Annotated in this window: 30 protein-coding genes and 3 tRNA genes; 12 read left to right on the top strand and 21 right to left on the bottom strand. The window is 43.7% G+C overall.

What is annotated here, in order from left to right:
• Positions 1–38 precede the first annotated feature (38 nt).
• Together L6I86_RS12940 and L6I86_RS12935 are read left to right on the top strand one after the other, a co-directional pair.
• Positions 39–791 (top strand): MBL fold metallo-hydrolase, encoded by a 753-nt coding sequence (locus tag L6I86_RS12940; protein ID WP_236287633.1) that lies wholly within the window; start codon positions 39–41, stop codon positions 789–791.
• 116 nt (positions 792–907) lie between these two features.
• A complete protein-coding gene (locus tag L6I86_RS12935; RefSeq protein WP_236287630.1) occupies positions 908–2,572 on the top strand; it encodes a sensor histidine kinase in 1,665 nt (554 codons plus the stop codon).
• Here the strand turns inward: L6I86_RS12935 and L6I86_RS12930 are convergent.
• Positions 2,569–3,006 carry a GNAT family N-acetyltransferase gene (locus L6I86_RS12930; protein WP_236287628.1) on the bottom strand — a complete coding sequence of 146 codons (438 nt, stop codon included), beginning with the start codon at positions 3,004–3,006 and terminating at the stop codon, positions 2,569–2,571. The two genes, L6I86_RS12935 and L6I86_RS12930, sit on opposite strands and share 4 nt — an antisense overlap.
• An 82-nt stretch (positions 3,007–3,088) precedes the next feature.
• Positions 3,089–3,547 (bottom strand): divergent PAP2 family protein, encoded by a 459-nt coding sequence (locus tag L6I86_RS12925; RefSeq protein WP_236287626.1) that lies wholly within the window; start codon positions 3,545–3,547, stop codon positions 3,089–3,091.
• A gap of 99 nt (positions 3,548–3,646) precedes the next feature.
• Between L6I86_RS12925 and L6I86_RS12920 the strand changes: the two genes are divergently transcribed.
• Positions 3,647–4,072, top strand: coding sequence for a CBS domain-containing protein (locus tag L6I86_RS12920; protein ID WP_236287624.1), 426 nt, complete (start codon positions 3,647–3,649; stop codon positions 4,070–4,072).
• 85 nt (positions 4,073–4,157) lie between these two features.
• On the opposite strand, the gene L6I86_RS12915 is transcribed toward L6I86_RS12920, so the two are convergent.
• From L6I86_RS12915 to L6I86_RS12905, 3 genes are all read right to left on the bottom strand, one after another.
• Entirely contained in the window at positions 4,158–4,694 is a 537-nt protein-coding gene (locus L6I86_RS12915) for a hypothetical protein (protein ID WP_236287622.1), read from the bottom strand.
• Between the two features lie 22 nt (positions 4,695–4,716).
• Positions 4,717–5,268 carry a superoxide dismutase family protein gene (locus tag L6I86_RS12910; protein ID WP_236287620.1) on the bottom strand — a complete coding sequence of 184 codons (552 nt, stop codon included), beginning with the start codon at positions 5,266–5,268 and terminating at the stop codon, positions 4,717–4,719.
• Between the two features lie 176 nt (positions 5,269–5,444).
• Entirely contained in the window at positions 5,445–5,771 is a 327-nt protein-coding gene (locus L6I86_RS12905; protein WP_056612566.1) for a hypothetical protein, read from the bottom strand.
• 287 nt (positions 5,772–6,058) lie between these two features.
• Here L6I86_RS12905 and L6I86_RS12900 point away from each other — a divergent pair, with 287 nt between their 5' ends.
• The 3 genes from L6I86_RS12900 (at position 6,059) to L6I86_RS12890 (ending at position 7,080) form a co-directional block, all read left to right on the top strand.
• On the top strand, positions 6,059–6,217 hold the full coding sequence (locus L6I86_RS12900; protein WP_157256861.1) for a hypothetical protein: 159 nt from the start codon (positions 6,059–6,061) through the stop codon (positions 6,215–6,217).
• Between the two features lie 158 nt (positions 6,218–6,375).
• Entirely contained in the window at positions 6,376–6,588 is a 213-nt protein-coding gene (locus L6I86_RS12895; RefSeq protein ID WP_056612568.1) for an alpha/beta-type small acid-soluble spore protein, read from the top strand.
• Positions 6,589–6,789: 201 nt separating this feature from the next.
• On the top strand, positions 6,790–7,080 hold the full coding sequence (locus L6I86_RS12890; RefSeq protein WP_236287618.1) for a hypothetical protein: 291 nt from the start codon (positions 6,790–6,792) through the stop codon (positions 7,078–7,080).
• 49 nt (positions 7,081–7,129) lie between these two features.
• On the opposite strand, the gene L6I86_RS12885 is transcribed toward L6I86_RS12890, so the two are convergent.
• A complete protein-coding gene (locus tag L6I86_RS12885) occupies positions 7,130–7,324 on the bottom strand; it encodes a hypothetical protein (RefSeq protein ID WP_236287617.1) in 195 nt (64 codons plus the stop codon).
• Between the two features lie 253 nt (positions 7,325–7,577).
• Here L6I86_RS12885 and L6I86_RS12880 point away from each other — a divergent pair.
• Positions 7,578–7,650, top strand: a tRNA-Val gene (locus tag L6I86_RS12880).
• Between the two features lie 277 nt (positions 7,651–7,927).
• Here L6I86_RS12880 and L6I86_RS12875 read toward each other — a convergent pair.
• Positions 7,928–8,758: an alpha/beta hydrolase family protein gene (locus tag L6I86_RS12875; RefSeq protein ID WP_236287614.1), complete on the bottom strand. Its 831-nt coding sequence runs from the start codon at positions 8,756–8,758 to the stop codon at positions 7,928–7,930.
• 276 nt (positions 8,759–9,034) lie between these two features.
• Here L6I86_RS12875 and L6I86_RS12870 point away from each other — a divergent pair, with 276 nt between their 5' ends.
• On the top strand, positions 9,035–10,069 hold the full coding sequence (locus tag L6I86_RS12870) for a hypothetical protein (RefSeq protein WP_236287612.1): 1,035 nt from the start codon (positions 9,035–9,037) through the stop codon (positions 10,067–10,069).
• Between the two features lie 66 nt (positions 10,070–10,135).
• Here L6I86_RS12870 and L6I86_RS12865 read toward each other — a convergent pair whose 3' ends face one another.
• From L6I86_RS12865 to L6I86_RS12835, 7 genes are all read right to left on the bottom strand, one after another.
• Positions 10,136–10,879, bottom strand: a complete 744-nt coding sequence (locus tag L6I86_RS12865) for a DUF1906 domain-containing protein (RefSeq protein WP_236287610.1) — start codon at positions 10,877–10,879, stop codon at positions 10,136–10,138.
• Positions 10,880–11,019: 140 nt separating this feature from the next.
• Positions 11,020–11,298, bottom strand: coding sequence for a DUF2277 domain-containing protein (locus L6I86_RS12860; RefSeq protein ID WP_056612580.1), 279 nt, complete (start codon positions 11,296–11,298; stop codon positions 11,020–11,022).
• Between the two features lie 123 nt (positions 11,299–11,421).
• Positions 11,422–12,117: a response regulator transcription factor gene (locus tag L6I86_RS12855; RefSeq protein WP_236287608.1), complete on the bottom strand. Its 696-nt coding sequence runs from the start codon at positions 12,115–12,117 to the stop codon at positions 11,422–11,424.
• Between the two features lie 18 nt (positions 12,118–12,135).
• Positions 12,136–13,560 (bottom strand): sensor histidine kinase, encoded by a 1,425-nt coding sequence (locus L6I86_RS12850; RefSeq protein ID WP_236287606.1) that lies wholly within the window; start codon positions 13,558–13,560, stop codon positions 12,136–12,138.
• A 12-nt stretch (positions 13,561–13,572) separates the two neighbouring features.
• On the bottom strand, positions 13,573–14,325 hold the full coding sequence (locus tag L6I86_RS12845) for an ABC transporter permease (RefSeq protein ID WP_236287604.1): 753 nt from the start codon (positions 14,323–14,325) through the stop codon (positions 13,573–13,575).
• A complete protein-coding gene (locus L6I86_RS12840; RefSeq protein WP_236287602.1) occupies positions 14,312–15,037 on the bottom strand; it encodes an ABC transporter ATP-binding protein in 726 nt (241 codons plus the stop codon). Before L6I86_RS12840 ends, L6I86_RS12845 begins: the two co-directional genes overlap by 14 nt.
• Before the next feature lie 60 nt (positions 15,038–15,097).
• Positions 15,098–16,351 (bottom strand): hypothetical protein, encoded by a 1,254-nt coding sequence (locus tag L6I86_RS12835; protein ID WP_236287600.1) that lies wholly within the window; start codon positions 16,349–16,351, stop codon positions 15,098–15,100.
• Between the two features lie 142 nt (positions 16,352–16,493).
• On the opposite strand from L6I86_RS12835, the gene L6I86_RS35900 reads away from it, so the two are divergent.
• Entirely contained in the window at positions 16,494–16,799 is a 306-nt protein-coding gene (locus L6I86_RS35900; RefSeq protein WP_420851885.1) for a DUF7010 family protein, read from the top strand.
• Between the two features lie 137 nt (positions 16,800–16,936).
• On the opposite strand, the gene L6I86_RS12825 is transcribed toward L6I86_RS35900, so the two are convergent.
• The 3 genes from L6I86_RS12825 to L6I86_RS12815 all read right to left on the bottom strand — a co-directional run bounded on the left by L6I86_RS12825 (position 16,937) and on the right by L6I86_RS12815 (position 17,351).
• Positions 16,937–17,010, bottom strand: a tRNA-Ile gene (locus L6I86_RS12825).
• A 10-nt stretch (positions 17,011–17,020) separates the two neighbouring features.
• A tRNA-Met gene (locus L6I86_RS12820) sits at positions 17,021–17,097 on the bottom strand.
• An 89-nt stretch (positions 17,098–17,186) separates the two neighbouring features.
• On the bottom strand, positions 17,187–17,351 hold the full coding sequence (locus L6I86_RS12815) for a hypothetical protein (protein WP_164483565.1): 165 nt from the start codon (positions 17,349–17,351) through the stop codon (positions 17,187–17,189).
• Positions 17,352–17,578: 227 nt separating this feature from the next.
• Here L6I86_RS12815 and L6I86_RS12810 point away from each other — a divergent pair, with 227 nt between their 5' ends.
• Both L6I86_RS12810 and L6I86_RS12805 read left to right on the top strand, forming a co-directional pair.
• On the top strand, positions 17,579–18,973 hold the full coding sequence (locus tag L6I86_RS12810; RefSeq protein WP_236287596.1) for a dipeptidase: 1,395 nt from the start codon (positions 17,579–17,581) through the stop codon (positions 18,971–18,973).
• Positions 18,974–18,997: 24 nt separating this feature from the next.
• Positions 18,998–19,501 (top strand): GNAT family N-acetyltransferase, encoded by a 504-nt coding sequence (locus L6I86_RS12805; protein WP_236287594.1) that lies wholly within the window; start codon positions 18,998–19,000, stop codon positions 19,499–19,501.
• A 218-nt stretch (positions 19,502–19,719) separates the two neighbouring features.
• Here L6I86_RS12805 and L6I86_RS12800 read toward each other — a convergent pair whose 3' ends face one another.
• Positions 19,720–20,112, bottom strand: a complete 393-nt coding sequence (locus L6I86_RS12800; protein ID WP_236287592.1) for a RidA family protein — start codon at positions 20,110–20,112, stop codon at positions 19,720–19,722.
• Positions 20,113–20,133: 21 nt separating this feature from the next.
• Positions 20,134–21,018, bottom strand: coding sequence for a 4-hydroxy-tetrahydrodipicolinate synthase (dapA, locus tag L6I86_RS12795; RefSeq protein ID WP_338113383.1), 885 nt, complete (start codon positions 21,016–21,018; stop codon positions 20,134–20,136).
• 67 nt (positions 21,019–21,085) lie between these two features.
• Here dapA and L6I86_RS12790 point away from each other — a divergent pair, with 67 nt between their 5' ends.
• A complete protein-coding gene (locus L6I86_RS12790) occupies positions 21,086–22,012 on the top strand; it encodes a LysR family transcriptional regulator (protein WP_338113382.1) in 927 nt (308 codons plus the stop codon).
• A gap of 196 nt (positions 22,013–22,208) precedes the next feature.
• Here the strand turns inward: L6I86_RS12790 and pyrE are convergent, their stop codons facing one another.
• Complete coding sequence (gene pyrE, locus L6I86_RS12785; protein WP_236287590.1) at positions 22,209–22,850, bottom strand: orotate phosphoribosyltransferase; 642 nt, start codon at positions 22,848–22,850, stop codon at positions 22,209–22,211.
• A gap of 36 nt (positions 22,851–22,886) precedes the next feature.
• Positions 22,887–23,615: an orotidine-5'-phosphate decarboxylase gene (pyrF, locus tag L6I86_RS12780; RefSeq protein WP_236287588.1), complete on the bottom strand. Its 729-nt coding sequence runs from the start codon at positions 23,613–23,615 to the stop codon at positions 22,887–22,889.
• Positions 23,616–23,630: the final 15 nt, after the last annotated feature.

The following is a 23,630-nucleotide window of genomic DNA, read 5'->3' as shown; positions in this document are numbered from 1 at the left end:
GAAAAAGATGGATTTTGTCGAAAATTGGAGGACACTGAATGAGTTTGCAAATTCAAATGTTGGGAACCGGCAGTGCCTTTTCCAAATTGTATTACAATACAAGTGCATTAATTCGATCTACCGATGCCACTATTCTTATTGATTGTGGACCCACAGTTCCTAAATCACTTAGCGAGATTGCGATAGACCTCGATCAAATTGATGGAATTCTTATTTCACATATTCATGCTGACCATATAGGTGGCCTTGAAGAAGTAGCCTTTCGTTTATACTATCAATATAACCGCAAACGCGTGCAGCTTTATGTTACAGAGGCATTAGCTGAAGTTCTATGGGAGAATAGTTTGAAAGGCGGACTCTATAATCCAGAGGATGGTTTCCATCAGCTTCAAGACTATTTCGAACTGGTTTTTCTACAGGAAAGAGTACCTTATCCAATATCACCAGAGCTAACCATTGAAATCGTTCCTACCTTGCACATTGCTCAGAAACTTAACTATTCGATTTTTATTAATCACCGGACATTCTATAGTGCTGATTTGCAATTTAATAAAGACTTTCTCCTCAACGAAGTTATCCATACAAGAAATTGTCACACCATTTTTCACGATTGTCAATTAAACGGACCGGGTTATGTACACACAACATTGGATGAACTACTTACCCTTCCAGAGGATATTCAGAAACTCATATACTTAATGCATTATGACGATCACATGTCAGAATTCATTGGTCAAACAGGTCCCATGACCTTTATCCACAAACATGAAATCATCGTGATCTCCGATTGATCTTGCTGCAAGCTGAAGCCTTGAGAATTAAATTTCTCAGGGCTTCTTTCGATAATTTCCCCCATTGTTTTCATTTTTTTTCGTGAACAGCAGGAATTTTATGACAAACATAGAACATGTCACAAGAGTATATGAACGGCGGAAATTTCCAATCGGGAGCTGATACAGTGATTATCAATGGGGTTTATTATGTGTATGTGATCTTATATGGCCTCTATACGATTTATCTGCACGCGGTCTTGAATATCCCTTTGTTTCTTCTAGCTGTTTGTCTATTTGTCTTATCCGTTCGATTCCACTCCTCACATTCGGCTATGCCTTGGCTTCAACTACTCCTCATTGGTTCTCTTCATGTACTTGGACAATCTACCTTATGTTATCCTTTATTTTTATTAACGCTTTCACATTATTCTTACAAGGAAGAAAATAAGTGGAGAGCTTGGGGATTATCCGTAAGTGCGATGATCATTTATTTGTCTACGGTTAATTTCATAACGCATTCCGCATCTAGAGAATCCATGTTTGGATTCATGAGTATCCTCGACTTTGCTGCCACCACCTGGCTAACACGAACCATACATCTCCGCAGTGGCAAATTGGAACGTATTCGCAATGAGCGTCATTTATTAACGCAAAAAGACTCCCTTACTGGTCTCTATAATTATGAAGAATGTCATCGAAGACTTGAGCAGCAAATTAAACTTCATCAACCCCTTGTACTATTTCTTATCGACTGTACAGATCTGAAAGCAATGAATACCTCTGGTGGATTTCAAGCTGGTAATTTCGTGCTAAAGCAAATGGCTGATCTCCTTCAGATCCTATTCAAAGAAGCTCTATTTATCTCGCGTTATGGCGGCGATGAATTCGCAGTCGTCATGCCGCTCAATAAGGATTTTCTGACAACAGCCTCCTATCAGCAGAAGCTTGATTCTGAACTCCCTAAGCTTACTGGAATTCAAAATACATATGGGATTGCCATCTTTCCTCAAGACGCATTGACCAAAGATGATCTTATTTTGCACGCAGAGCATAATCTATTTATGAAGAAACGTGAATCTTGGTTAAAACGCGAAGAACAAATGCAACGCTCGGAGAAACTGCGTGTCGTCGGTGAACTAGCTTCTGGTATGGCTCATGAGATTCGAAATCCCTTAACAACGGTTAAAGGTTTTCTGCAATTATCAAAAGCAAGCGATTACAATATTGAAAATTGGTATGGACTCATCATGGATGAGATTGATCGGATGAGTGATTTGACTGGTGAGTTCCTTCAATTCTCCAAGCCACACCAAACTGTCTTTCAAACCCACTCGTTGAATGAATGCGTACTCAAAGTTATTTCGCTTATAGAATCCGAAGCGACCAGCTCAGGACATGAGATACATTTTCATGAGTCAACCTATGCTGTTCATATGCTTATGGATCAAGATAAAATGATACAACTCTTATTAAACATGATGAAAAATGCTTGTGAAGCCATGGAAGCAAACGGTTCCATCCACATGAAATTAAGCCGCGATCAGAAGAACGCGACTTTAGTCATTGCGGATAATGGTCCCGGCATACCAAGTGATCAACTCGAGAAGATTTTCCATCCCTTCTTTACGACCAAAGAAACGGGTACAGGTTTAGGATTATCGATTTGCTATAAAATCGTACAGGATCATCATGGTACATTAGAAGTAGAGAGTGAGCTCGGTATAGGGACACGATTTATTCTGACGTTCCCACTTGCCGTGAACATGACTTCTGGGAATGACAATTCAGCTGTAAGTTAAAGAGTTTTCTTCATTCTGACATGCAGAATTCCGGCATCATAGAAAGGCTCGTCCGAGATCACTGTGTAGCCTAACTGACTGTAAAAACCTTCTGCTTGACATTGTGCATCTAGAATCGCATATTTGCAACCAAGCTCAAGTGCTTGTTGCTCCATTGCATGTATGAGTTGTTTCCCAAGCGATCTTCCTCTATAATCTTTCAAGACAGCGACACGTTGCAATTTGGCTGTTGCTTCTTGGTATTCATACCATCTGGAAGTCGCAATCGGAGTCTCACCATCCATAATGAGCAAATGATGGCAGGCTTCAGGGGACTCGTCCTTTTCATCCATCTCCAGATGTGCAGGGACTTGCTGTTCATCAACAAAAACGTTAAATCGCACAGCAAAACAAGCTTTCAGTTCATCCATTGTTTTAACTCGAATAGTTTCCATGTGGGCTTCTTCCTCTCTAAGATCGTTTCTTGATCTTATCCCATTCCCGAAATGTTGTCCACATGTACCATGTTCTGAGCTTTTACTTTTTTTCCAACAAGTAGCTGCAAGCACCAATCGCAAACCCTAATAGGGCACCAACTGCAACTTCCCGTGGCAAATGACCTAATCTCTCCTTTAGAGCTTTCCGTCTTCTAGCGTGATAGATCCCCGGGTGCTGCTTAGCAATCCGCTCCACCTGCTCGTCTAAATCATTCACTTCTACCGCGATCTCGCCAGCGGATCTACGAATGCCCATCGCATCATACATGACAACAGCGCCGAATACGGAGCTCACCGCGAAATCAACAGCTGAGAAGCCTCTTTTCATCCCTATGTAGGTGGCGAGTGCCGTAACGCCTGAAGAATGCGAACTCGGCATACCACCTGTTTGAACCAATTGTGACCAATCCCATTTTTTGCTGAACATATACGTTAAAGGTAATTTGATGGCTTGTGCGGCACCAATACCGATCACAGCTGTAGTCAATGCTCGATTCATTTCCATTCACCTCACTACTAGCATCCATCACAGGTTTAGATTCTATTCGCAAAGTTTGCTATACTAGACACATTGATTCTTTTGTAAGGAGTGTGACTGATGAATATCGCTTTTTTCCTGTTACCTAAATCCGAAGTCATTACCGCGACTCCACAAGCAACCCTTCGTCAAACGTTGGAGCGAATGGAGTATCATCGATATACCGCAGTTCCGATCCTTTCCGATGATGGTCATTATGTAGGAACCGTTACGGAAGGAGATTTACTTTGGTTTCTCAAAAATTCAGCGCATATCGGCTTTGAGAATGCTCATCGCCATGTACTTGAAGAGGTTCCTCTACGTGTTAAAAATAAACCCGTTCATATTCATGCTGAGATGGTTGACCTAATTGATTTGGCAAAAGCACAAAACTTCGTACCTGTCGTCGATGATTCCGACAAATTCATCGGGATTGTCAGACGTAGCGAAATTATAGAGTATTGCGCCAAACAAATGAATTTACAAGCCAACGCTGTACAGTCCTAATCATTTTAATTATTAATTTATAGGCAAAAGTAAAAAGGCTGAGAGAACTCAGCCTTTTTACTTTGCTTTTTTACATAGGATACTGTTACTGTACTTGACCATTGGAGGAAGCTTTAGATGAGACAAACTCGCTCGCCCAGTCAACCATCCCGTTCATTAATGTCAAAATGAGATTCACCGCATCCTTTTCCGTTAGCGAGCCATTCGATTGGCTGCTAACGTACTGGGACGTCTTTTGTTCCAGTTTCACGACTAAATCTTTAATTTTTAAAAGTTCATTCGCCAAATCAATTACTTGCTGATTATTCGAATTACCTTGGTCTGATTTCATATTTTGACCTTGATTTTGTCCTTGGTTCTGATTCTGATTCTGACCCTGCGATTGGCCCTGTGCTTGTGATTGACCTTGATCTTGGCCTTGACTTTGGGACGTATCTTGAGTCGAGTCGTTTGACGCGGCGGTACCATTGCTAGAGGAAGCTCGCTGCTGCCCCTGACTGTCTTGTGAGCTTTGCGCACTTGAGATCAACATTTTTTTGACCTGCTCTAATTCAATGAGTACCATATCATTTTGTTTGGTTAATTCATCCATTTGCAGCTTGAGATCCTGTGTTTTGATCATGTTGTCGAAACCCTTCCTTCCCTTATTTCACAGCACCGCAAGCAATCCGCTTACCTGAATTGCCAGATGGATCTGTTTTCAAATCATCTGCTTTCTCATGGATAACTAAACTAGTTCCTTCCGGTTTGAACAACGAGTTTGGCTTATCCTTTTCTAAGACGACTGCTTTCGTAACACTGCTAAATCGCCCATTACCTTGTGCGTCTACAATGAGATTTGGCAAATCACCAGCATGTGCTCCCTTCGGATTAAGGAAGCCATGCTCCTTCATATGTGGATTGAAATGCCCACCTGCCGAATCAAATGTTGGTGCTTCACATATAGCCTTCTCATGAATGTGCAGACCATGAACGCCAGGAGAAAGACCGCTTACTTCTACATCCATCTGTACACCGTCTCTAACAGCGGTTAATTGTGCAGAACCTACGGATTGGTTATTAGAACCTATGAGCGCTACACGAATCGTTTCTGGCGATGTGGTGGCCTCTGATACTGAGGTACTTCTAACTGATTGGCACCCTGTCAATATCAGGAGACCCAAGCTGGCCGTCATCATCATTTGAACTGTTTTCATATTGTACAATCCTCCTGTAAAACCACACATTGGTATATTCTACCCTTAGGATGCACAACTGCCCTTCACGATAACCACATAACAACTAACAAATTTTCTAAATCAACCTTTGAAAAAGCAAAAAACCTGCAATCTTTGGATTACAGGCTTTCTCTTCCATGTTCATTGTAGCTGGATTATAAAATAGTCATGAGCTTAGCGATGATTTGTAGGTTTTCTAATTTTCGTTTGTAAAAGTGAAATTCCACCTTCGTATGCTCAACCGCGTCTTCCATCTGTAGAACCTGTTTTTGCAACTCTTTCGTGTATGGCCATAATTCCGCCTGCCGCTGCAGCTCATTCTTTCCTGTTACGAGCCCTTCGCCAATCACTTCATACTCTTTCGTAAGAAGCATATGCTTTGCCCAATTCAATTCAGATACGGCATCGACATAAATGGCTTCCGCTTGTTTCAATAATTCTGGTACAAGTTGTAGCTCTAAAATAACATCCGACCGATTCATTCGGATTCCTCCTATGAGTTTTCATAGAAACTCAGCATAGTAAAACATCAAATATTGTTGCTTAGCCTCATTTATATTCATAGTAAAACAAAACATGCACACAAGCTGAAATCCGCGAAATTAGCGGCTTTTCTCCACGTATTCGACTTATTTTGCAAGGCAATTCCGCTATAGAATGACAATACTATTAAGTCTACATTAAATCTGATAGATTCGCTCCCAACCTACTTGTATAACCTATTAGAAGTGCTACAATGTTACTATACGTATCAGAGGAGGTGACAAAAATGAGCCAAGAAGAAGAAGTAGTTCAACAAAATGAGCAAGAAGAAATCTCTGCTGAATCCACTGAAGAAGTGGTGAGTCAAGAGGCTGAAGAAGAAATCGCTGAAGCGATTGAAGAAGCAGCTGCTGCAGAGGAAGAAGCAGAACAATCCGAAGAATAATGTAACCGTTATCATACATGATCAAATATCCCCCTCAACTTCACAGTTGGGGGTTTATTGATTTTATATACTAATAAAAATTTTTTTTGAATTCAGCGAATAAATATTCTGAACATTCAAATAATACTGGTGTACCAATAAAAAGGAGATGATTTTGAATGGCTAACAGATCAAACACTTTAGTCGTACAAGAAGCAAAGGCAGCACTTGATCAAATGAAGTATGAAGTCGCTCAGGAAATTGGTGTCCCTCTCTCCCCATCTGGTTACAACGGTAATTTGGCAACACGTGATGCTGGCTCAATCGGTGGCAACATCACAAAAAGATTAGTGCAAATGGCTGAACAATCTTTAGGCGGCTACAAACGCTAATCCTTTGATGTAGGAGCAAGCTCAAAAAAGACTGAATCACTCGATCCTCCTTAGAGTGACCTTCAGTCTTTTTTCTATTTCCTTGAAATTCCTCCGATTTCCCTTGAATTTCCTCACCAGTTTCCACAAACACCTATAATTAATCCTCTAGCTTTAGTATGATTATCTTGCTCGGATACCCGAAAAAGGAGTGTTGAAACCATGACCACGCAATACGAAATTTTCCGCGATCCTTTCCGCATGTTAATTCTACTGGCCACATTAGTGAGCGAAAAACAAAACGAACCAGCCCTGCAGTTTGACAAAGTACCTTTTTTCGAAAATGATACCTTTCTTATTCAGCATGACAAGTTTGTGTACAAGAAAAATCTTACAGAAATCACTTGGTTTCAATTTTTGGGAAGAGACATCGCTTGCAGTAAAGACCTCACACGTGAAGAGTATAATAAAATGTTTGTCGATTGCCTTGCGTCCTTATACCACATCACATAAGAAAAAGAAGGAGCTGATCACTTGGATCTGCTCCTTCTCCTATTCATTATTATTTCTTTTTAACTTCTTCAACAAAAACATCACTTGCGTCACGTGTGCTGCCGAGCTCAAGAATTGTATATTTCTTCTCACCGATCATGATCACATCTTCCACTTCAGGTAGCGGATCGCCTAGGTACACCGTACCTAGATACATATTACTAGTCTTCAAACGTAAATTCCAGCGATGTTGTTGTTTCGTCATAACTAATCCTCCCAAACTCTAATGTTCTCAAGTTACCATAAATTCACGCAAGATGAAAGCTATATGAGGAAACATCGTTCAAATAGGGAACATTACTTCACTATATAGACCATCTTCATTATTACGCGGTCCAAAAAGAGACGAAAACCTTATTCTATCCTACATAAGTTGATCTTTTGGGGACAGAAGTAACATAACCCAACAATTGACAATCACTCGGTTTTTTGGTATATTACTACATGTATAAATAAACGACTTGTTAGCTCAGCTGGGAGAGCACTATCTTGACAGGGTAGGGGTCAGTGGTTCGAGCCCACTACAGGTCATATGTAACAGAAACCCGTGAAGCCTAGTGCTTCGCGGGTTTTCTTTTTCCATCACGATGGTCCAACTTACTACCACAACCTCCTCCATTCACATCTCCCGCTATTCAAAAAGAATCCCTCCCAGGGTTCTTCAGCATAAGACTTCTACACCTTAAATCTATCAACCACCTAAAAGACCTATCATTCGACGGAAGCTTACGACTTTGTAGGTCGATAGCACTAAAAAAAGCTCTCCAGAAGTAGAATGTTCTACGTCCAGAAAGCCCTCTAACACTTTTTAAATATTCAGCATGCTACGTATTGCACCTTTTGTCTCCTCGATCGCCATTCTCAGAGGCTGCGTCTCTCCTTGATACGGATGTACACTTCCAAAGGTATGGTTGCCCCCTGGAATCTTCACCCATTGAATCGCTGCGTTGTTCGCGACTAGCTTTTCAGAACCTTTGAGCAAACGTTCTCCATCTTCCGTGCCTTGAATAAGTACAATGGGGAAGGTCACTTCACGAATTCTTCCAACAATATCAAATCTCTCTTCGTTGCGTTCCATATCTTCTAGGATTTCAAGATCGAGCGGCATCATCTGCTTCGTTCGTCCATTCAAGGTATAGGAGCGGCCCGTGTCCCTCATCTCCGCTTTATTCTCAGGTGTGAGCAAATCGACATGAGCAATCCCATTCCAGCTGATGACGCCTGCAATTTCCTCAGGATGATCCAACGCATAGATCAAACTCACGCCAGCGCCTCTGCTATGACCCAGTAAGAGGATTGGCTTATCAGTGCCTACGTGTTTATGAATATCCGCAATAATAACTTGTACGTCCTCTAGATCTTTAGAATAGGTATCACCTGCAAATTTCTCTAGTTCTGTAAAATCCATCAAATCTTCACCCACCCCATTATGGGAAAAATTCAAGGCAACGACATCAACAGCTTCTGCTAATTCGCTTGCGACATGGGGGAACATTCCCCAGTTTTTGAAGCCTTTATAACCATGTAATAGTAATAAGGTGCCCTTACTCGGTTCTTGCTTTGCTTTATAAATATCGCCTCGTACGATACGCTGCTCTGACATATGTAGTTCAAAAGGTATTCCTTTATAGTCCTCCATCTGTTTCTCCTGCCTTTCGTTACCAAATCAATAATCAATCGTATACTTTTGTCATTTTATCACAATCTAACTCAGACAAGACAACTTTAGCCAACCGAGCCTGTAAATTTCTTGTAAAACAACCAACTCGCATCTTTGACAAAAATGCCCTACGATAAGGAGGAAGCTTCCCTGTTATCAAGCCGAAAACGCAGTAAACTGCGACTACTATTTCTCACCTTCCTTCTAACTCAACTTTTGAGTCAAGGAATTAACAGCCGCTCACAAGCACAACATATGGAACCGTTACACAAAGAGACGGCCGCTGAGGCGGGAACCATTCAACTTCAAGTCAAAGCATCGCCAGGAGCTCTTTATCAATCCGAACTTACCTTCGTCAATAAAGCATTACAACGCGCATTGGAAGAGGGGACAGCAGGCGATGTTTCTTTAGAAGCGATTCCGCCGGACACCACACTCACGTATGACAAAAAGGGGCAAACCATCCATCTTGGGGTCACCCCAAGCGGAGACGTCGTTGATTGGACTTCGAAGCAACATATCAATCTCCCCAAATCAGCTCAGGAAACGCTGCAAGCGCAAGTGCAATCCCTTCGCACTAAGCATTATGGCGAGATGCTACCTTGGGAAGAAGCAAGTCTCGTTCTCCCCAAATACAGTTCATTTACCGTCGTTGATTTGATGAGCGGACTTAGCTTCGAAGGGCAGCGCCGCGCGGGCTCCCACCATGCGGATGTACAGCCGCTAACGAAAACCGACTCCGCGACGCTCAAAAGCATTTATGGCGGCCAATGGAGCTGGGACCGCCGCGCGGTCCTAGTGAAGCTGAATGGCCGCACGCTCGCCGCCTCCATGCATGGCATGCCGCATGGCGGTGATGGTATACCGGGAAATGACTTCAACGGTCATTTCTGTATTCACTTCCTCGGGAGCGTGACCCACGGCTCCCGCTCCGTTGACCCGGCGCACCAGGTCATGGTGCACCGAGCTGCAGGCTTGCTGCAGGACTACGTCAGCAAGCTCTCGCCCTGGGCGCTGATCGACGTATGGATCAGCGCCGCACACCAAGGTGACCTGCAGCTGCTGCAGGTCACCACAGGGCAAGAACAGGCGATGCATGTGCGAAGCATGCGCCGCCTGTCCAAGTTCAAGGAGCTGGATACATCCCAGCTCCTGCAGTTCGACACAGCTGTCGATGTAACGATGACAGGGGCTAGAGCTTCCGCGGTTTCGAGTCGCCGCGTGCTCTTCCATCTTGAACGTGCCTCGGTACAAGATCGGTGGTACATACGCAGCGCGGTGATCCAATGAGTAAAGCCCGGCCACTTTGGAAGTCCCAAAGCAGTCGGGCTTTACTTATTTATTTTCACATCAATTCTATTGCACGGATTGACCCGAAACCTTACGTAATTCATTGGCGAGTCGATGAAACTCATTCTGCGCAGGCACGGATGAGGTTGCTCCATATCCTGCTGATAGGAAGGGAATGATCGCATTGGCATCTTTCACCGTAAGTGGATAGCTAGGTGGTTCTGGTGTAATCCGTTTATTCCACCAACCTTCATTCCCATACGATTCATCATAGTCAACCGCAATACCATTCGCCATGACATCGTTGAGGTATTGATAAATTTGAATAAACGTCGATTTCTTACCTCCGCTCCAAGCGTAAGTTTGCCAGAACCGTGAGCAAGCCCCTGCGGCATATACAGCCTCCATTACGGCGTATGAACCATACACACCTGTCGTGTAAGCAGGCGTAGCTTCGCTCGCCGCTTTAATATATGCGATAACCGCCTCCATCTGGGCAGACGATACGTCAAAATCAACAGCAAAGTAGATGCAGCTGCCCTCCGGCTGACCTACTTGCGCGGCAACCTGCAAAGCTGTTGCACCATCCGCCAAACCAGCACTTCTACCTCCGAGAGCACGACTCGCCGTTGTTTCATAAACAGAAACCAACTGTAAACCAGCTGCACTAATGACGTCAGCCTCTGATTTCGTTAATGCCTTTGCACCACTTGGCACCAAATATCTGGCAACAAATGTATAACCCTGTCCGACGAAAGCAGCCGCTTTTTGTGCCGTAAGCGGTGTTGAACAATCAAACCCTTTCGCCACTTGCCATCACCTACTTTCCAATTGGTATTCACAGCATATGCCAAAAGAACGAGACCCGACACCACCAGGCATCTAAAGTCCCGTTCTCAGGCATGAAAAAAGGCTTTTCTCCCTAGAGAAAAGCCCATTCCTTCAATCCATTAAACTTCTTTCGTACCAAAGCGGATGGCATTTCGCTCTTTGGCTCGCTGCGCTTCTACTTCTCGATTCCGAGGCTCCGCATTCGTAACCAAAGAGTCCATTAGCTTCTGTGCTGCCAAAGCTACCTCTTGTACAGCCAACTGGAATGCTGCTTCATTCACTTTAGAAGGCTCTGTAAAACCTGAGATCTTGCGCACAAATTGCAGGGACGCTGCCCGAACTTCATCTTCTGTCACGACCGGTTCATAGTTGAAAAGTGGTTTAATATTTCGGCACATATCGTACTCCTTCGGGCTAGGCATCCCTTTATCCATTACATACACTGTTCACTGTTCTCAATATAATAGATGGCATGTGTTTTTTCAAGATCGCGTACACCCAGCAGCTGGCCTTCAATTGGTCTATACCATAAATCTATATCCAGATCCCCATACTGTTCCTATGTACTGAGGTTTAGAAGGGGTCTCCTCGATTTTCTCTCTGATCCTGGCAATATGAACCGTTACCGTAGAGGCGTCACTCATCGCATCCATTCCCCAGATCCGCTCGAATAACTCTTCCTTGCCAAATACCCGATTCGGATATTGGACAAGAAACAGTAGAAGGTCAAATTCCTTTTGAGCCAGGACAACTTCATTTCCGTTCACAAATACACGTCTGGCATCCTTCTGAAGCTCAAGCCCCCTAATCTGGATTGAGCTCCCTTCCATGCCTTTACCAAACCGCTCCTTCATCCGCTCGAACTTTTTCAGATGAGCACTTACCCGAGCCACAAGCTCCCCCGAACTGAATGGCTTTGTTATATAATCGTCCGCACCGAGGCCTAATCCATTGACTTTATAAATTTCTTCTGCTCTCGCCGATACCAGGAGCACGGGAATATCATCATGCTCTCGTATGGTTTTTAACACTTCAAATCCATCTATATCGGGCAGCATGATATCTAAGATAACAAGCTCAAATGCTTCTTCCTTGAGCGCTGTCAGACCATCTGTGCCGTTGTTTACCATCTTAACTGAATAACCGCTTAACTCCAGATAATCTCTTTGCAAATTGGCAATGCTCTGGTCATCTTCAACAATCAAAATTCTTTTCATCATAACCTCCAAACCTATTTAGAACTTTTTAAGAGAAATCATAATCCCGGTTCCCTCACCTACAGCGCTCTTGGCCCATATTTTCCCGTCGTGCCCTTCAATAATTTGCTTAGCTATAGCTAGACCCAGTCCACTTCCATTCTTTCTTGACGGATCTACCTGATAAAATCGTTCAAATATAAAAGGAAGCTTGTCCTCGGGTATGCCATTTCCATTATCTTTAATTTCAATAATCGCAGATGTTCTAGTTTCCCTGAGTATAATGTCAATCTTGCCATTCGCTTTTCCGGCATACGTCATGGCATTATCAATGATGTTTTGCACGACCCTCTTTAATCTTTCGCCATCTATCAATACTTTGACAGGCTCTTTTAACTCATTAATTAATGCGATGGCTACATTCGCCTTTTCACATTCATATTTATGATCTGCCACACAATCCTCAAAATAACTGGCCAAATCGCTCTTCTCAAAATGGTAAGGAAGCTGATTTAAATCGAGTTTCGAATATAATAGAAGATCATCAATCATCGCATTAACCATAATAGCTTTGGATCGGGCTGTTTCCAGATATTCCTCCATTTTCTCAGGCGTCTTAGCTACGCCGTCTATAATACCTTCAATATAGCCTTTAATGGAAGTCACAGGTGTCTTTAAGTCATGTGAAATACTTGAAATTAGAAACTTTCGATTATCATCATATTTTTGCTGTAAATAAACAGATTCCTTCAATTTGATCCTCATTAACTCCAAAGTTATCCCTAATTCCCGAATTTCGCCCTCGCCATCCTCGGAAATCTCGCCACTTAGATCGCCTTCCCTAATTTTGACCGCAGCATCCTTTAATCTGGAGATCGGAATAATAATACGACGTGAGAACTTATAGGAAATCCATATATTCATTAGCAAAAAAACAACTGTAAAAAAACTAATCGTGAAGATGCCAAGCATCCAATATACCTTTGTATTTACTTTGATTGGTGCCAGCAGCAGCAGAATACCCGAATCGCCAGATGTGAGTTTGAAATCCGCTCGGTTAAACAGATACGTCTTACCATCAAGCTCGATCTCATTATGACTAGACTCACTGGATAGCATCAGGCTTTTCTCGATATCAATCTTATTAAAATGTTGCGTGGCGAACATTACCTCTCTATTAACGAAAAGGATCGCACTGGCATCCAAAACGTTCACGCGATCAACGAGCTCTTGTTGATACTTCTTATCCAGGAGTCCCTCGAACCCTATGGTCAGTGCTTCTCTTTTAATCTCACTGATAGCTGCACGAACCTCAAACGCTCGTTGAAACTGCTCTATACCTGCTTCGCGGCCCAAAACTTTCGTATACGTAGCAATAAAAATAATGACAGCCAAGATCGTTAAACCAATGGAAAGCAGCACAGCCAGCGTATTCATCGTGAAAAAACGTTTCGTTAAGTGCATGTAGATTCCTTTCTATATATCCTTCCTGTCAAACAAGTAATACCCCGTCGTAAATAACATGATACCACAACCAAAAATAATTAGAATCTGGCGGCTTATTTTGAAGACATTGATGGATTCAGATATCCAAAGGGTATACCAGTCAAACATCGACGTGATAAAAAAACTGGAATAGGATGAGAATACAATGCCCAGAAAATTAAATCCAATGAATACAAGAATGGACAGGAAAAATACGGCTAGTCCTCCCTGAATGAGATTGGATAGCAGCACGACGATAAGCGCAAACACAAATACAGGAAAGAAAGTTAAGCCATATGACACCAGCACTTTTACGATTCCAATGAAACTGGCGGACGAAGGATTGAATATAAACCCAGCTAACAGCGATAGAACCATAATAAATAAAAGATTACCAGCAATAAAGAGTGCTAAATTCAAAACCTTAGCGGTAAACACGCCGAATCTAGATACTGGTCTTAAAAGAGTGATTTTCATCGTATTCGATGAGGACTCACCATTAAACATATCGATCGCTACAAATACTGCAAATAACGGTAGTAGTGTATACGTAACAAACGACAGTACGGCTATAGGGAATTCAACACTCCCTACAACTCTTAATCCAAGACCATGTTTTATCGTCGTTACAGCAATTTGACCGATCATGACGGCAAGAATGGATAATATCGCGGCTGCCATAATTTTTTTCTTTTTAAGCAGCTTCACGGATTCATTCATAAATGCAGCTTTAAACCCTACCATTCCTGTCCACCTCACTAACAAAATAATTCTCAAGCGACGAATAAAATGACAGAATATGTTGGGTATATTCTACATTAACCAGCTTGCCTCCGTAAATAATCCCGATTCTCGAACACGTTAATTCCACATCGTGAATCAAATGGCTGGATATAAAGAAAGTCGTGCCTTCCAGGGAAAGCTGTTTGATCAACTTCCTCATCTCCAGCATCCCTTCCACATCCAGTCCATTTAAAGGCTCGTCCAAAATTAACAGTTTCGGCTTCGATAGAATCGCCGCCGCTATCCCCAGCCTTTGTTTCATCCCGAGCGAAAATTTTTGTGATTTCTCATTTTTATATTTCAGCATCCCTGTAATTTCAAGACATTCATCAATTCTACGCTGATCGATTTCAGGATAAAATCTTGCAAACAGTCTCAAATTCTCATTTGCCGTCAAATAAGGATACGATTCCGCTGTTTCAATAATACAGCCTACATATTTCATTGCGTTAACATAGTCTTCTGCCACGCTCGCTCCGAAAATCTTCACATCGCCTCGATCTGGCTTCATGAGTCCTGTAATCATCTTCATAGCTGTCGTTTTGCCCGCACCATTAGGTCCAAGGAAACCGAATATATCACCTTGATCTACCTCTAAATTCAAATCGCTGATTCCTCGGCCATTCGTAAATGACTTGGTTAAGCCCGTTATTTCAATCGCCTTGATTGTCAATTCATCATCTCCCTAAAAAATCTCAGGAAGCCGCTATCCGCAGCCTCCTGAGAATCATTTCTATTCAAATACGCGATTAAATTCTCCATCATAGAAAGGCTTCATGCTGTTACTTTGTTTGTAAGCATTTTTATCGCTTATCTCTAGATTCATTTCAAAATAAATCTTACCTGCCATGCTTGGATGAATCATCCCTTGCTTCTGTTCACCCTTCGAATCTGTATAAGTAAACGTTGGGGATGTCGACAGATTGTATTCGAAATTAAATACATCCTTGCTTGGATACTCGCTCTCAAAACCAGGTTTTACGGTTTCGGAATACGTACCTGTTACTTTGTCGCCATCTACACTTGTGATTTTAACTGTTCGGTCACCGATCTTCACGAACTTACCGTCTTTGTCCATAATAATATCGTTTTGATAGGTTCCCACATATTTAGAGCTGAATCCACCAGAACGACTAACCTTCTCAACCTTGGCTGTAGTTAGATCAGGCTTAGTAATCTTCGTACTGCCAATCTCAGACAGCTTCAACATAACATTGAGGTTTAAGTCATGCTGAACCCCATTTTTATCTTTTCCTGACAGCGTGATCTCACCCGTCAGATTTTCTAGATACCCATCTTTACTCTCATTTGCCGTACCTACTACCTTTTTCACGAAAATATCGCTCTCTATAGCTGGTAAATCTCTTTCATTATCCAGCATTTGCTTGATACCGAAGGAGGAGACTGCATTCACAATGGCCGGCACTTGTGACTCTGACAAACTGCCCGAGAACACTTTACCTCCATTTGCTCCTTCCTCAACTTGTACATAGTCTTTCAAAGAACCAACGACAGCGTCAACGATTTTCTCAACCTCCGTGGCTCCCTTTTCTTTAAAAGGGTTATGGAAATCGGCTGGACCTTTACGGTTTTGGTTCACTTCCGCCGAATGATCAAATACATAATATGTATTGTCCAATTCGTTTTTGTCAATCGTTTGAGTCTTGTCGGCATAGGAATATCTGGAAGTCGTTTCACCTTTGGCGTTTTTCGTTACTTCGTTATCCTCTTTGACTTGATTTACTGTATCCATTTTCATGAAATTGGACGATTGTAGTAAAATTTGATTATTATCTTTCAATGTATACATCGTCTCGACCGTATAGTTGTTAAGACCATTTTCCATCACAGACGCCGTATTTTTGACTGAATCCTTCAACCTGTCATAACCGGAGCCAAGCAGCGCATCAGCGAATGCCGTAGATACGAATAAACAGGCTCCTACTGTAAATGAAAGTACTGTAATTGATTTTTTGCTAAGTTTCATTTCTCTTTCTCCTTTTTTAAAACAATTTGCGGGAAACGTTTCCTTACTAGTTATTTTAGTATACGCTTATTGAATCCATCTAAATGGATTATTAACAAAGTATTAACTCTTTTCGTAACAGCGTAGAAAGGAAGGTGTTGCAATCTTTCTTGCAAGCGTCATTTGTAATACACTCCATCATTTTGAAGTCTTTTTCCCTGTCATGGCAATCATAGTTGGCATTCATTTTTTTCCTTTAGCATCATTGTTTCAAGAAAAATTCTATTTTAGTACGGGTATTGTAATGTGTATGCTAGGCATTATTTCGTTATTTTTACCCATTAACGCCACGATCGGCGATGTATCTCTTGTTGCGATGTCTACGTTTATCGGGTTTGGCTCAGCTGTGACGCTCTGGGTGACTGGGTTGAGAATCTGGATGACCATGCTTAAAAAGCTGAAACAATAATTATTACAGCACTGTGCGCACTAGCGTGCATAAACGCACACAAGCCCCTCATTCCCATCAGCATTGATGAGAACGAGAGGCTTGTTTTCGTCGCTAAAATAAATAAAAACCCTTATATACAAAGGGTTTCCGTACTATGGGCCCAGAGGGACTCGAACCCCCGACCAATCGGTTATGAGCCGACCGCTCTAACCAACTGAGCTATAGGCCCTAATGAAATTTGGTTGCGGGGGCAGGATTTGAACCTGCGGCCTTCGGGTTATGAGCCCGACGAGCTACCGAGCTGCTCCACCCCGCGTCATGTATGCCGCTCAACAGCGACAAAAATAAATATACACCAACGGAGATGGCTTAGTCAAGCGTTAATTTTATGCATAATTAATTCGTTTATGTATTGTATCTGACGCCAAAGCGTCCTTTCTTCGACTTATAAACCTCAACTTCCTGCGGGCACTCATACCCATAGATCCACCAATCTTCTTCCATACGTTTCGCTAAAACACCTGCTTGAAACTTCGAATCGTATAATTTCGCCCAATATATCCAGTTCATGCGTATCCCTCCATTGTAGTCAGATCGTTACATTTAGCTTATCCATATAAAGGATCTCTTATTAGCAGTATTGTCCAAAGACGATCTCAATTATAGGAAAAGTCGTTCTATTTGACCATATGACAAATAAAATGTGACGGTTTACAAGCATAGCAGGATTTTCCCTGTTTTTGGGGAAGTTAAGTGATGTAGACAATTTGGCAGTGAGAAAAAAGGAGAAAACATCCATGATCGAATCAATCAAAAGTTACTTACAAACGCATAGGGAAAAACACATAGAGGAACTCATGGCTTTTTTGCGGATCCCAAGTATAAGTGCAGTTGCCCAGCATCAACCGGATATGCAGAAATGCGCCGAGTGGACGGCTCAATCTTTACAAAAGGCTGGACTTGAAAACATTGAAATTATGCCAACGAAAGGCCACCCAGTGGTTTACGCGGATTGGTTACATGCTCCTGGCAAACCGACAGTGCTTATTTATGGACATTATGATGTACAACCTGCCGAGCCATTAGAGTTGTGGGAAACGCCTCCTTTTGAACCCGTAATCCGTGATAATAAGTTGTTCGGTCGTGGAAGTACGGATGACAAAGGCCAACTGTTGCTTTATGTGAAGGTCGTTGAAGCTTTTCTACAGACACAGGGCTCGCTTCCGGTTAATGTTAAATTCTGCATCGAGGGTGAAGAGGAAATTGCTAGTAAGAATCTCCCTGCCTTTGTTGAAGAGCATGCAGCTAAATTGCAAGCTGATTCCATCGTACTCTCCGACACGCAGATGCACGGTCCTGGTAAACCAGCACTTATGTATGGACTTCGCGGCTTAGCGGGATTCGAAATCACAATCGATGGCGCGAATAGTGATCTGCATTCTGGTCTATTCGGCGGTGCGGTACAGAACCCGATTCACGCAATGACTAAGCTATTAAGCTCCTTTCATGACGAGAATGGCCGTGTAACCGTACAAGGGTTCTACGACCGTGTTATCGAACTTTCGGACAAAGAACGCGAAGCCTTCAAGAAAGTGGAGCCGGATGAAAACAAGGTTCGCACGAATTTGAACGTCACAGAGCTTTATGGGGAGAAAGGATTCTCCTTTTACGAACAAACGACATCCCGTCCTACGCTTGAAATCACGTCAGTCAGTGGCGGCTTCCAGGGCGAGGGAATTAAACCCATCATTCCAAATCGCGCTACTGCCAAAATTGCATGTCGCCTCGTCGCAGCGCAGGTCCCTGAGGAAATCATGGATCTGGTCGAAGCCCATATTCATGCTCAACCTCTTCCTGGCGTGTCAGTTACGTTAGATCGCCAATTGCGAGGGAATCCCTTCATTACACCTATTGATGAGCCCGTTATGGTAGCGGCGGCTGAAGCCTATGAAGAAACTTTTAATGAGTGGCCTGTGTACACACGTAGCGGAGGATCGATTCCGATTGTCGAAGTGTTAGGTCGCGTCTTAGACGCACCTGTGGTGCTTATGGGCTTTGGTCTGCCAGGGGAGAATCTTCATGCACCGAATGAGCATTTCCATTTGATGAATTGGGACAATGGGACAGAGACGATTAGTCGTTACTGGCTGAAGCTAGCTGCATTGGCTGCAACTACAACAGAATCTAACTAAGGTAGAGTAAAAGGAGTAACTTCTATGGGGAATCAATTACACATGCGTGATGCACAATTGGAAGATTTAGCAGAAATCGTTCGTATCTACAATTCCACGATTGCAGGACGAATGGTTACTGCCGACACAGAACCCGTCTCAACAGCTTCCCGGGAGCGCTGGTTTCACGAACACTCTGCTGATTTCCGCCCACTTTGGGTGCTTGAAAATGAGAACGGCATTTGTGGTTGGCTGAGTTTTCAGTCCTTCTATGGGCGTCCCGCTTATAACGCAACGGCCGAGGTAAGTATTTACGTGGATGAAACCTATCGGGGCCAAGGGATCGGTCGATATTTGATGGAACAAGCCCTTGAAGCTAGTCCCAAGCTAGGGATCAAGTCTTTGTTAGGTTTTATATTTGGGCATAATGAGCCCAGCCTACAGCTTTTCCGCAAATTCGGATTCACGAATTGGGCGCATTTGCCTGGCGTCGCTGAGCTAGATGGCGTTGAGCGCGATCTGATCATTTTGGGCAAACGTGTTGGTTAGTCGACACTTGTAAAATAAAAAGCGCTACGCCTCCCTACTCGCGAAATCAAGTTCGCGACATAGTGAGTTGTGGCGCTTTTTTGTTGATCGTTTGGGTAACAAGGGGTATATCTGAAGCTCCACTTCATTTAGATGGAAGAAATTCATCTATCCGCTTTCGCTACAGACTGACTCTAATCTACTCTACTCACCATTCATTGATCACACACTGCCACTCTCTACTCGCCCTGGAACACAATCGCTTCTACCTCTATCTCAATCAGCAATCGGGGGTCAATCAGCGCTTTCACTTCGACCATCGTCGCAACGGGCTGCACATCACGGAAATACTCGCCATGCGCTTTACCGAACTCTTCCCATAAAGAAATATCCGTCACGAACATCCGCGTTCGCACCACATCAGAAAGCTGTGCGCCGAGCTCTTGGAGCGCCTGCTCAATCGTTTGAAGGATGAACCGGGCTTGCTCGTACGCATTACCTACACCAACAACCTCGCCGTCTTTCATGGCTGTCGTCCCAGCCACCTCGATTCGATCACCTACACGAATGGCTCTGCAATAGCCGACCACAGGCTCCCAAGGTGAGCCTGTATACACTCTCGTTCGATTCATTACGCAATCGCTCCTTACATTTTACAAATAAACCGCTAGTCTCGCTTGTAATCCCTCTGTCACCGGCAATAGTGGCAATCGTAAAGCGCCTGAACCGATGACGCCTTGTTGGTGAAGCAGCCATTTAATAGGAGCTGGATTCGGCTCTTGAAATAGGAGACGAATAAGCGGAAGGAGCTCTTCGAACTCTCTTCGACTCTCCTCCTGTGCCCCGTTAACGAAGCTGCGGATAAAAGAAACAAACCTCTCCGTCTCCACATTAGCTGAGGCACTCATAACCCCTTTGGCGCCAGATTGCAAAGCTGCATAGAGCAAAGTGTCCTCACCACACAGAACAGGTTTAGAGCCCAGTCTAGTCAATTCTGTGACCAGCCCAGTGTTAGGCGTACTGTCTTTCATCCCGATGACTCCGTCGATATCTAGGATGGTTCGCACCGTATCCAGCTCAAGCGTTACCCCTGTGCGATGCGGCACATCATACAAGATCACCGGTACACCAACTCCCGCTACTTGACGAAAATGTTCAATAATCCCCTGCTGACTCGGCCTGTTGTAATAGGGAACTACAACTAATGCAGCTTCTGCACCAAGTTTGCCTGCTTCTGCTGTTTTGCGAACGGTTGAACGCGTATCGTTCGTACCTGTTCCAACGATTAAAGGCACATCAACGTGAGCAGCGTCGCGAGCTGCTTGAGCTGTAGCAAACAACACGCCAAGCTCGTCTTTCGTGATCGTTGGTGATTCTCCCGTTGTCCCATTGACAACCAATCCATCTATTTCATCTTGAAATAAGTTATAAGCCTGATTATAAAAGGATGCAGCATCCACTTCAAACTCTTCATCAAAAGGTGTGACAATGGGTACATATAACCCCTGTAGGTCTTTTTCTTTTAGCACAATAACCATCTCCCTGCCTCGTTTGTTTGTACATTTACTTTAGCATGGAACTCTTCATCACAGTTAGCTATAATAAATGATAGAACTCATCAAAAATATTGATAATGAAGCGAGGCTATTCATGGATCTGACGTATTTCCGCACTTTGCGGGAGGTTGCCCGTAGGAAAAGCTTCACGCGTGCTGCTGAAGAATTAGGGTATGCCCAATCGAGCATTACCATGCAAATTCAAAAGTTAGAACGTGAATATGGTGTCCCCTTATTCGAAAGGTATGGCCGACAGTTACGCCTAACTCCACCTGGAGAAAGCTTACTAGTAATAGCGCAACAATTGTTGGAACTTTATGACCAATCTAAGGAAATGATAGCCCATCAAGTTAGTGGAACGTTGACCATCGGGACCATTAACTCATTAGCAGCCTATTATCTGCCCCCATTTTTGCATAAGCTTAAACAGCTGTATCCAGGTTTAAATATTCAGCTATTTCCTGATAGTGAAGCTTCTATTCTCTCCAAGGTCAAAGAAGGAGATTATGATATTGGCCTTCTTTTAGATCAATATCCGGCTGATCCCACGCTCGCTTGTACAAGTGTCCGAGAAGAACAACTCGTCTTCGTTGCACCCTTAGATCATCCATTAACTCAACAATCGGATATTCAACTTGCTGACCTGGGTAACACGGAATTTATTGTCACTGAAGAAGGCTGTATCTATCGAGGGAAATTTGAAAGATTACTTAAAGACAATGCCGTCGCCTTACAAATCGGTTTCGAGTTAGGCAATGTTGAAGCCATCAAACAGTGTGTCATGAGCGGCTTAGGCATCGCTTTGTTACCTCGGATCACAGTAGCGAATGAGCTGGCAATCGGAAAGCTTGCACAGCTTCCTTTTACGCATAACCAACTTTCCATGGACTTACAGCTAGTGCTTCATCCGAAAAAATGGATGTCACAACCCTTACAAGCGTTCATTCAATTGTTGACGAAACAATCCGCGGAATGAAAAAAAGAAGCTCACCTTTGCGAAAAGGTAGAGCTTCTTCTACTTGTAAGTCAATTTCAAGATCTGCACACAAGTGAGGCGCCGAACGTACGGTAACCTGCTTGGTATTCGCAAAATCTTGATAGTCTGTTGCAAGACCACTCTAGTATAGAGGAATTCAACACAGTTCGTCAATTTTCCTCACTGAAGTAACCTCTTATACGCCGTATGCGGATGGATTAACTCTCCAAGAACGCAGTAACTCCATATCATTTTGCTGGATCTTCCCTTTTTCCAATGCTACTTCAAGCAAGGTTGAGTAATTAGAAAGTGTATGAAGTGGCATTTCTGCCGCCGCGAATGCGTCTGTTGCTTTATCCAGCTGATAAGAGAAAATGGCTAGTACACCAAGTGCTTCAGCTCCCGCATCTTTCACGGCAACAGCTGCTTTCAGCGAGCTTCCTCCTGTGGAAATCAAGTCTTCGATAACGATGACTTTTTGTCCTGGTTTCACGGAACCTTCAATCAAGTTCTCTTTGCCATGACCTTTCGCTTTATCGCGAATGTAGATCATTGGAAGACCTAACTTTTGAGCTACCCAAGCCGCATGAGGAATTCCAGCTGTTGCTGTTCCCGCCACTACTTCAGCTTCAGGGAATTTTTCCTTGATCAAAGCAACGAAGCCATCGGCAATCGCATCACGGATCGCAGGGTGAGACATGGTCAAACGATTATCACAATAAATCGGAGACTTCAGCCCCGATGTCCATGTAAAAGGTTGCTGTGGACGAAGAGCCACGGCTTCAATATCTAATAACGACGCTGCAATATGCTGTGCGATTGTTTCGAGCTTACTCATACGCTCACCGTTCCTTTCAATGTTAAAATAAAGTGCCTAGACGATTGAATCGATAATCGCTTCAATCGCTGCTCTTGGGTCCGCTGCGCCTGTGATCGGACGCCCGATCACGACATAGTCTGTCCCCTGCGCGAACGCCTCAGCCGGCGTCATAATGCGCGACTGGTCGCCAATGTCGGCCCCCGCCGGGCGGATGCCTGGCGTCACGGTGACGAAGCCGTCACCGCAAGCCGCCTTAATCGCCGTCACCTCAAGCGGTGACGCGACGACCCCGTTAAGCCCCGCGGCATGCGCCAAGCGGGCATAGCGAATGACGGCCTGCTCGGTTGTACCGGCAAGGCCGATCTCGTCATTCAGCACCTGCTGCGAGGTGCTGGTCAATTGCGTCACGCCGATCACGATCGGGCGTGCTGCCCCTAAAGCTAGCCCCTTGTCGACACCCTCCAAGGCAGCCTCCATCATGTACTTGCCTCCGGCTGCATGCACATTGAACACATCAACCCCAAGGCGCGTCACGCTCTCCGCGCCGCCCTTAACCGTGTTCGGAATGTCATGCATCTTCACGTCGAGGAACACCTTATAGCCGCGATCCTTCAGACTCGCGACAAAGGTAGGACCTGCAGCATAAAACAGCTGCATTCCTACCTTTACATAACACGGAATGCCTTCGAGCTGCTTAAGCAGCCCTTCAGCACTTGCCGCATTCGCGTAGTCCAAGGCGACCATGATGCGTCCGGTAACATCGTTGCGAGTTAACGTACTCATGTTTGGCACCATCCT

The organism is Paenibacillus allorhizoplanae (assembly GCF_927798215.1).
In the GTDB taxonomy this organism is placed as follows: domain Bacteria; phylum Bacillota; class Bacilli; order Paenibacillales; family NBRC-103111; genus Paenibacillus_E; species Paenibacillus_E allorhizoplanae.
Note: the sequence above shows the minus strand (reverse complement) of the source record. Positions and strands in the feature narration are given on the sequence as shown.

Coding starts and splice junctions, on each gene's coding strand:
- L6I86_RS12940 (WP_236287633.1), top strand. CDS start 39: ATGAGTTTGCAAATTCAAATGTTGGGAACCGGCAGTGCCTTTTCCAAA.
- L6I86_RS12935 (WP_236287630.1), top strand. CDS start 908: ATGTCACAAGAGTATATGAACGGCGGAAATTTCCAATCGGGAGCTGAT.
- L6I86_RS12930 (WP_236287628.1), bottom strand. CDS start 3,006: ATGGAAACTATTCGAGTTAAAACAATGGATGAACTGAAAGCTTGTTTT.
- L6I86_RS12925 (WP_236287626.1), bottom strand. CDS start 3,547: ATGAATCGAGCATTGACTACAGCTGTGATCGGTATTGGTGCCGCACAA.
- L6I86_RS12920 (WP_236287624.1), top strand. CDS start 3,647: ATGAATATCGCTTTTTTCCTGTTACCTAAATCCGAAGTCATTACCGCG.
- L6I86_RS12915 (WP_236287622.1), bottom strand. CDS start 4,694: ATGATCAAAACACAGGATCTCAAGCTGCAAATGGATGAATTAACCAAA.
- L6I86_RS12910 (WP_236287620.1), bottom strand. CDS start 5,268: ATGAAAACAGTTCAAATGATGATGACGGCCAGCTTGGGTCTCCTGATA.
- L6I86_RS12905 (WP_056612566.1), bottom strand. CDS start 5,771: ATGAATCGGTCGGATGTTATTTTAGAGCTACAACTTGTACCAGAATTA.
- L6I86_RS12900 (WP_157256861.1), top strand. CDS start 6,059: ATGAGCCAAGAAGAAGAAGTAGTTCAACAAAATGAGCAAGAAGAAATC.
- L6I86_RS12895 (WP_056612568.1), top strand. CDS start 6,376: ATGGCTAACAGATCAAACACTTTAGTCGTACAAGAAGCAAAGGCAGCA.
- L6I86_RS12890 (WP_236287618.1), top strand. CDS start 6,790: ATGACCACGCAATACGAAATTTTCCGCGATCCTTTCCGCATGTTAATT.
- L6I86_RS12885 (WP_236287617.1), bottom strand. CDS start 7,324: ATGACGAAACAACAACATCGCTGGAATTTACGTTTGAAGACTAGTAAT.
- L6I86_RS12875 (WP_236287614.1), bottom strand. CDS start 8,758: ATGGAGGACTATAAAGGAATACCTTTTGAACTACATATGTCAGAGCAG.
- L6I86_RS12870 (WP_236287612.1), top strand. CDS start 9,035: ATGGAACCGTTACACAAAGAGACGGCCGCTGAGGCGGGAACCATTCAA.
- L6I86_RS12860 (WP_056612580.1), bottom strand. CDS start 11,298: ATGTGCCGAAATATTAAACCACTTTTCAACTATGAACCGGTCGTGACA.
- L6I86_RS12855 (WP_236287608.1), bottom strand. CDS start 12,117: ATGAAAAGAATTTTGATTGTTGAAGATGACCAGAGCATTGCCAATTTG.
- L6I86_RS12850 (WP_236287606.1), bottom strand. CDS start 13,560: ATGCACTTAACGAAACGTTTTTTCACGATGAATACGCTGGCTGTGCTG.
- L6I86_RS12845 (WP_236287604.1), bottom strand. CDS start 14,325: ATGGTAGGGTTTAAAGCTGCATTTATGAATGAATCCGTGAAGCTGCTT.
- L6I86_RS12835 (WP_236287600.1), bottom strand. CDS start 16,351: ATGAAACTTAGCAAAAAATCAATTACAGTACTTTCATTTACAGTAGGA.
- L6I86_RS12815 (WP_164483565.1), bottom strand. CDS start 17,351: ATGAACTGGATATATTGGGCGAAATTATACGATTCGAAGTTTCAAGCA.
- L6I86_RS12810 (WP_236287596.1), top strand. CDS start 17,579: ATGATCGAATCAATCAAAAGTTACTTACAAACGCATAGGGAAAAACAC.
- L6I86_RS12805 (WP_236287594.1), top strand. CDS start 18,998: ATGGGGAATCAATTACACATGCGTGATGCACAATTGGAAGATTTAGCA.
- L6I86_RS12800 (WP_236287592.1), bottom strand. CDS start 20,112: ATGAATCGAACGAGAGTGTATACAGGCTCACCTTGGGAGCCTGTGGTC.
- dapA (WP_338113383.1), bottom strand. CDS start 21,018: ATGGTTATTGTGCTAAAAGAAAAAGACCTACAGGGGTTATATGTACCC.
- L6I86_RS12790 (WP_338113382.1), top strand. CDS start 21,086: ATGATAGAACTCATCAAAAATATTGATAATGAAGCGAGGCTATTCATG.
- pyrE (WP_236287590.1), bottom strand. CDS start 22,850: ATGAGTAAGCTCGAAACAATCGCACAGCATATTGCAGCGTCGTTATTA.
- pyrF (WP_236287588.1), bottom strand. CDS start 23,615: ATGAGTACGTTAACTCGCAACGATGTTACCGGACGCATCATGGTCGCC.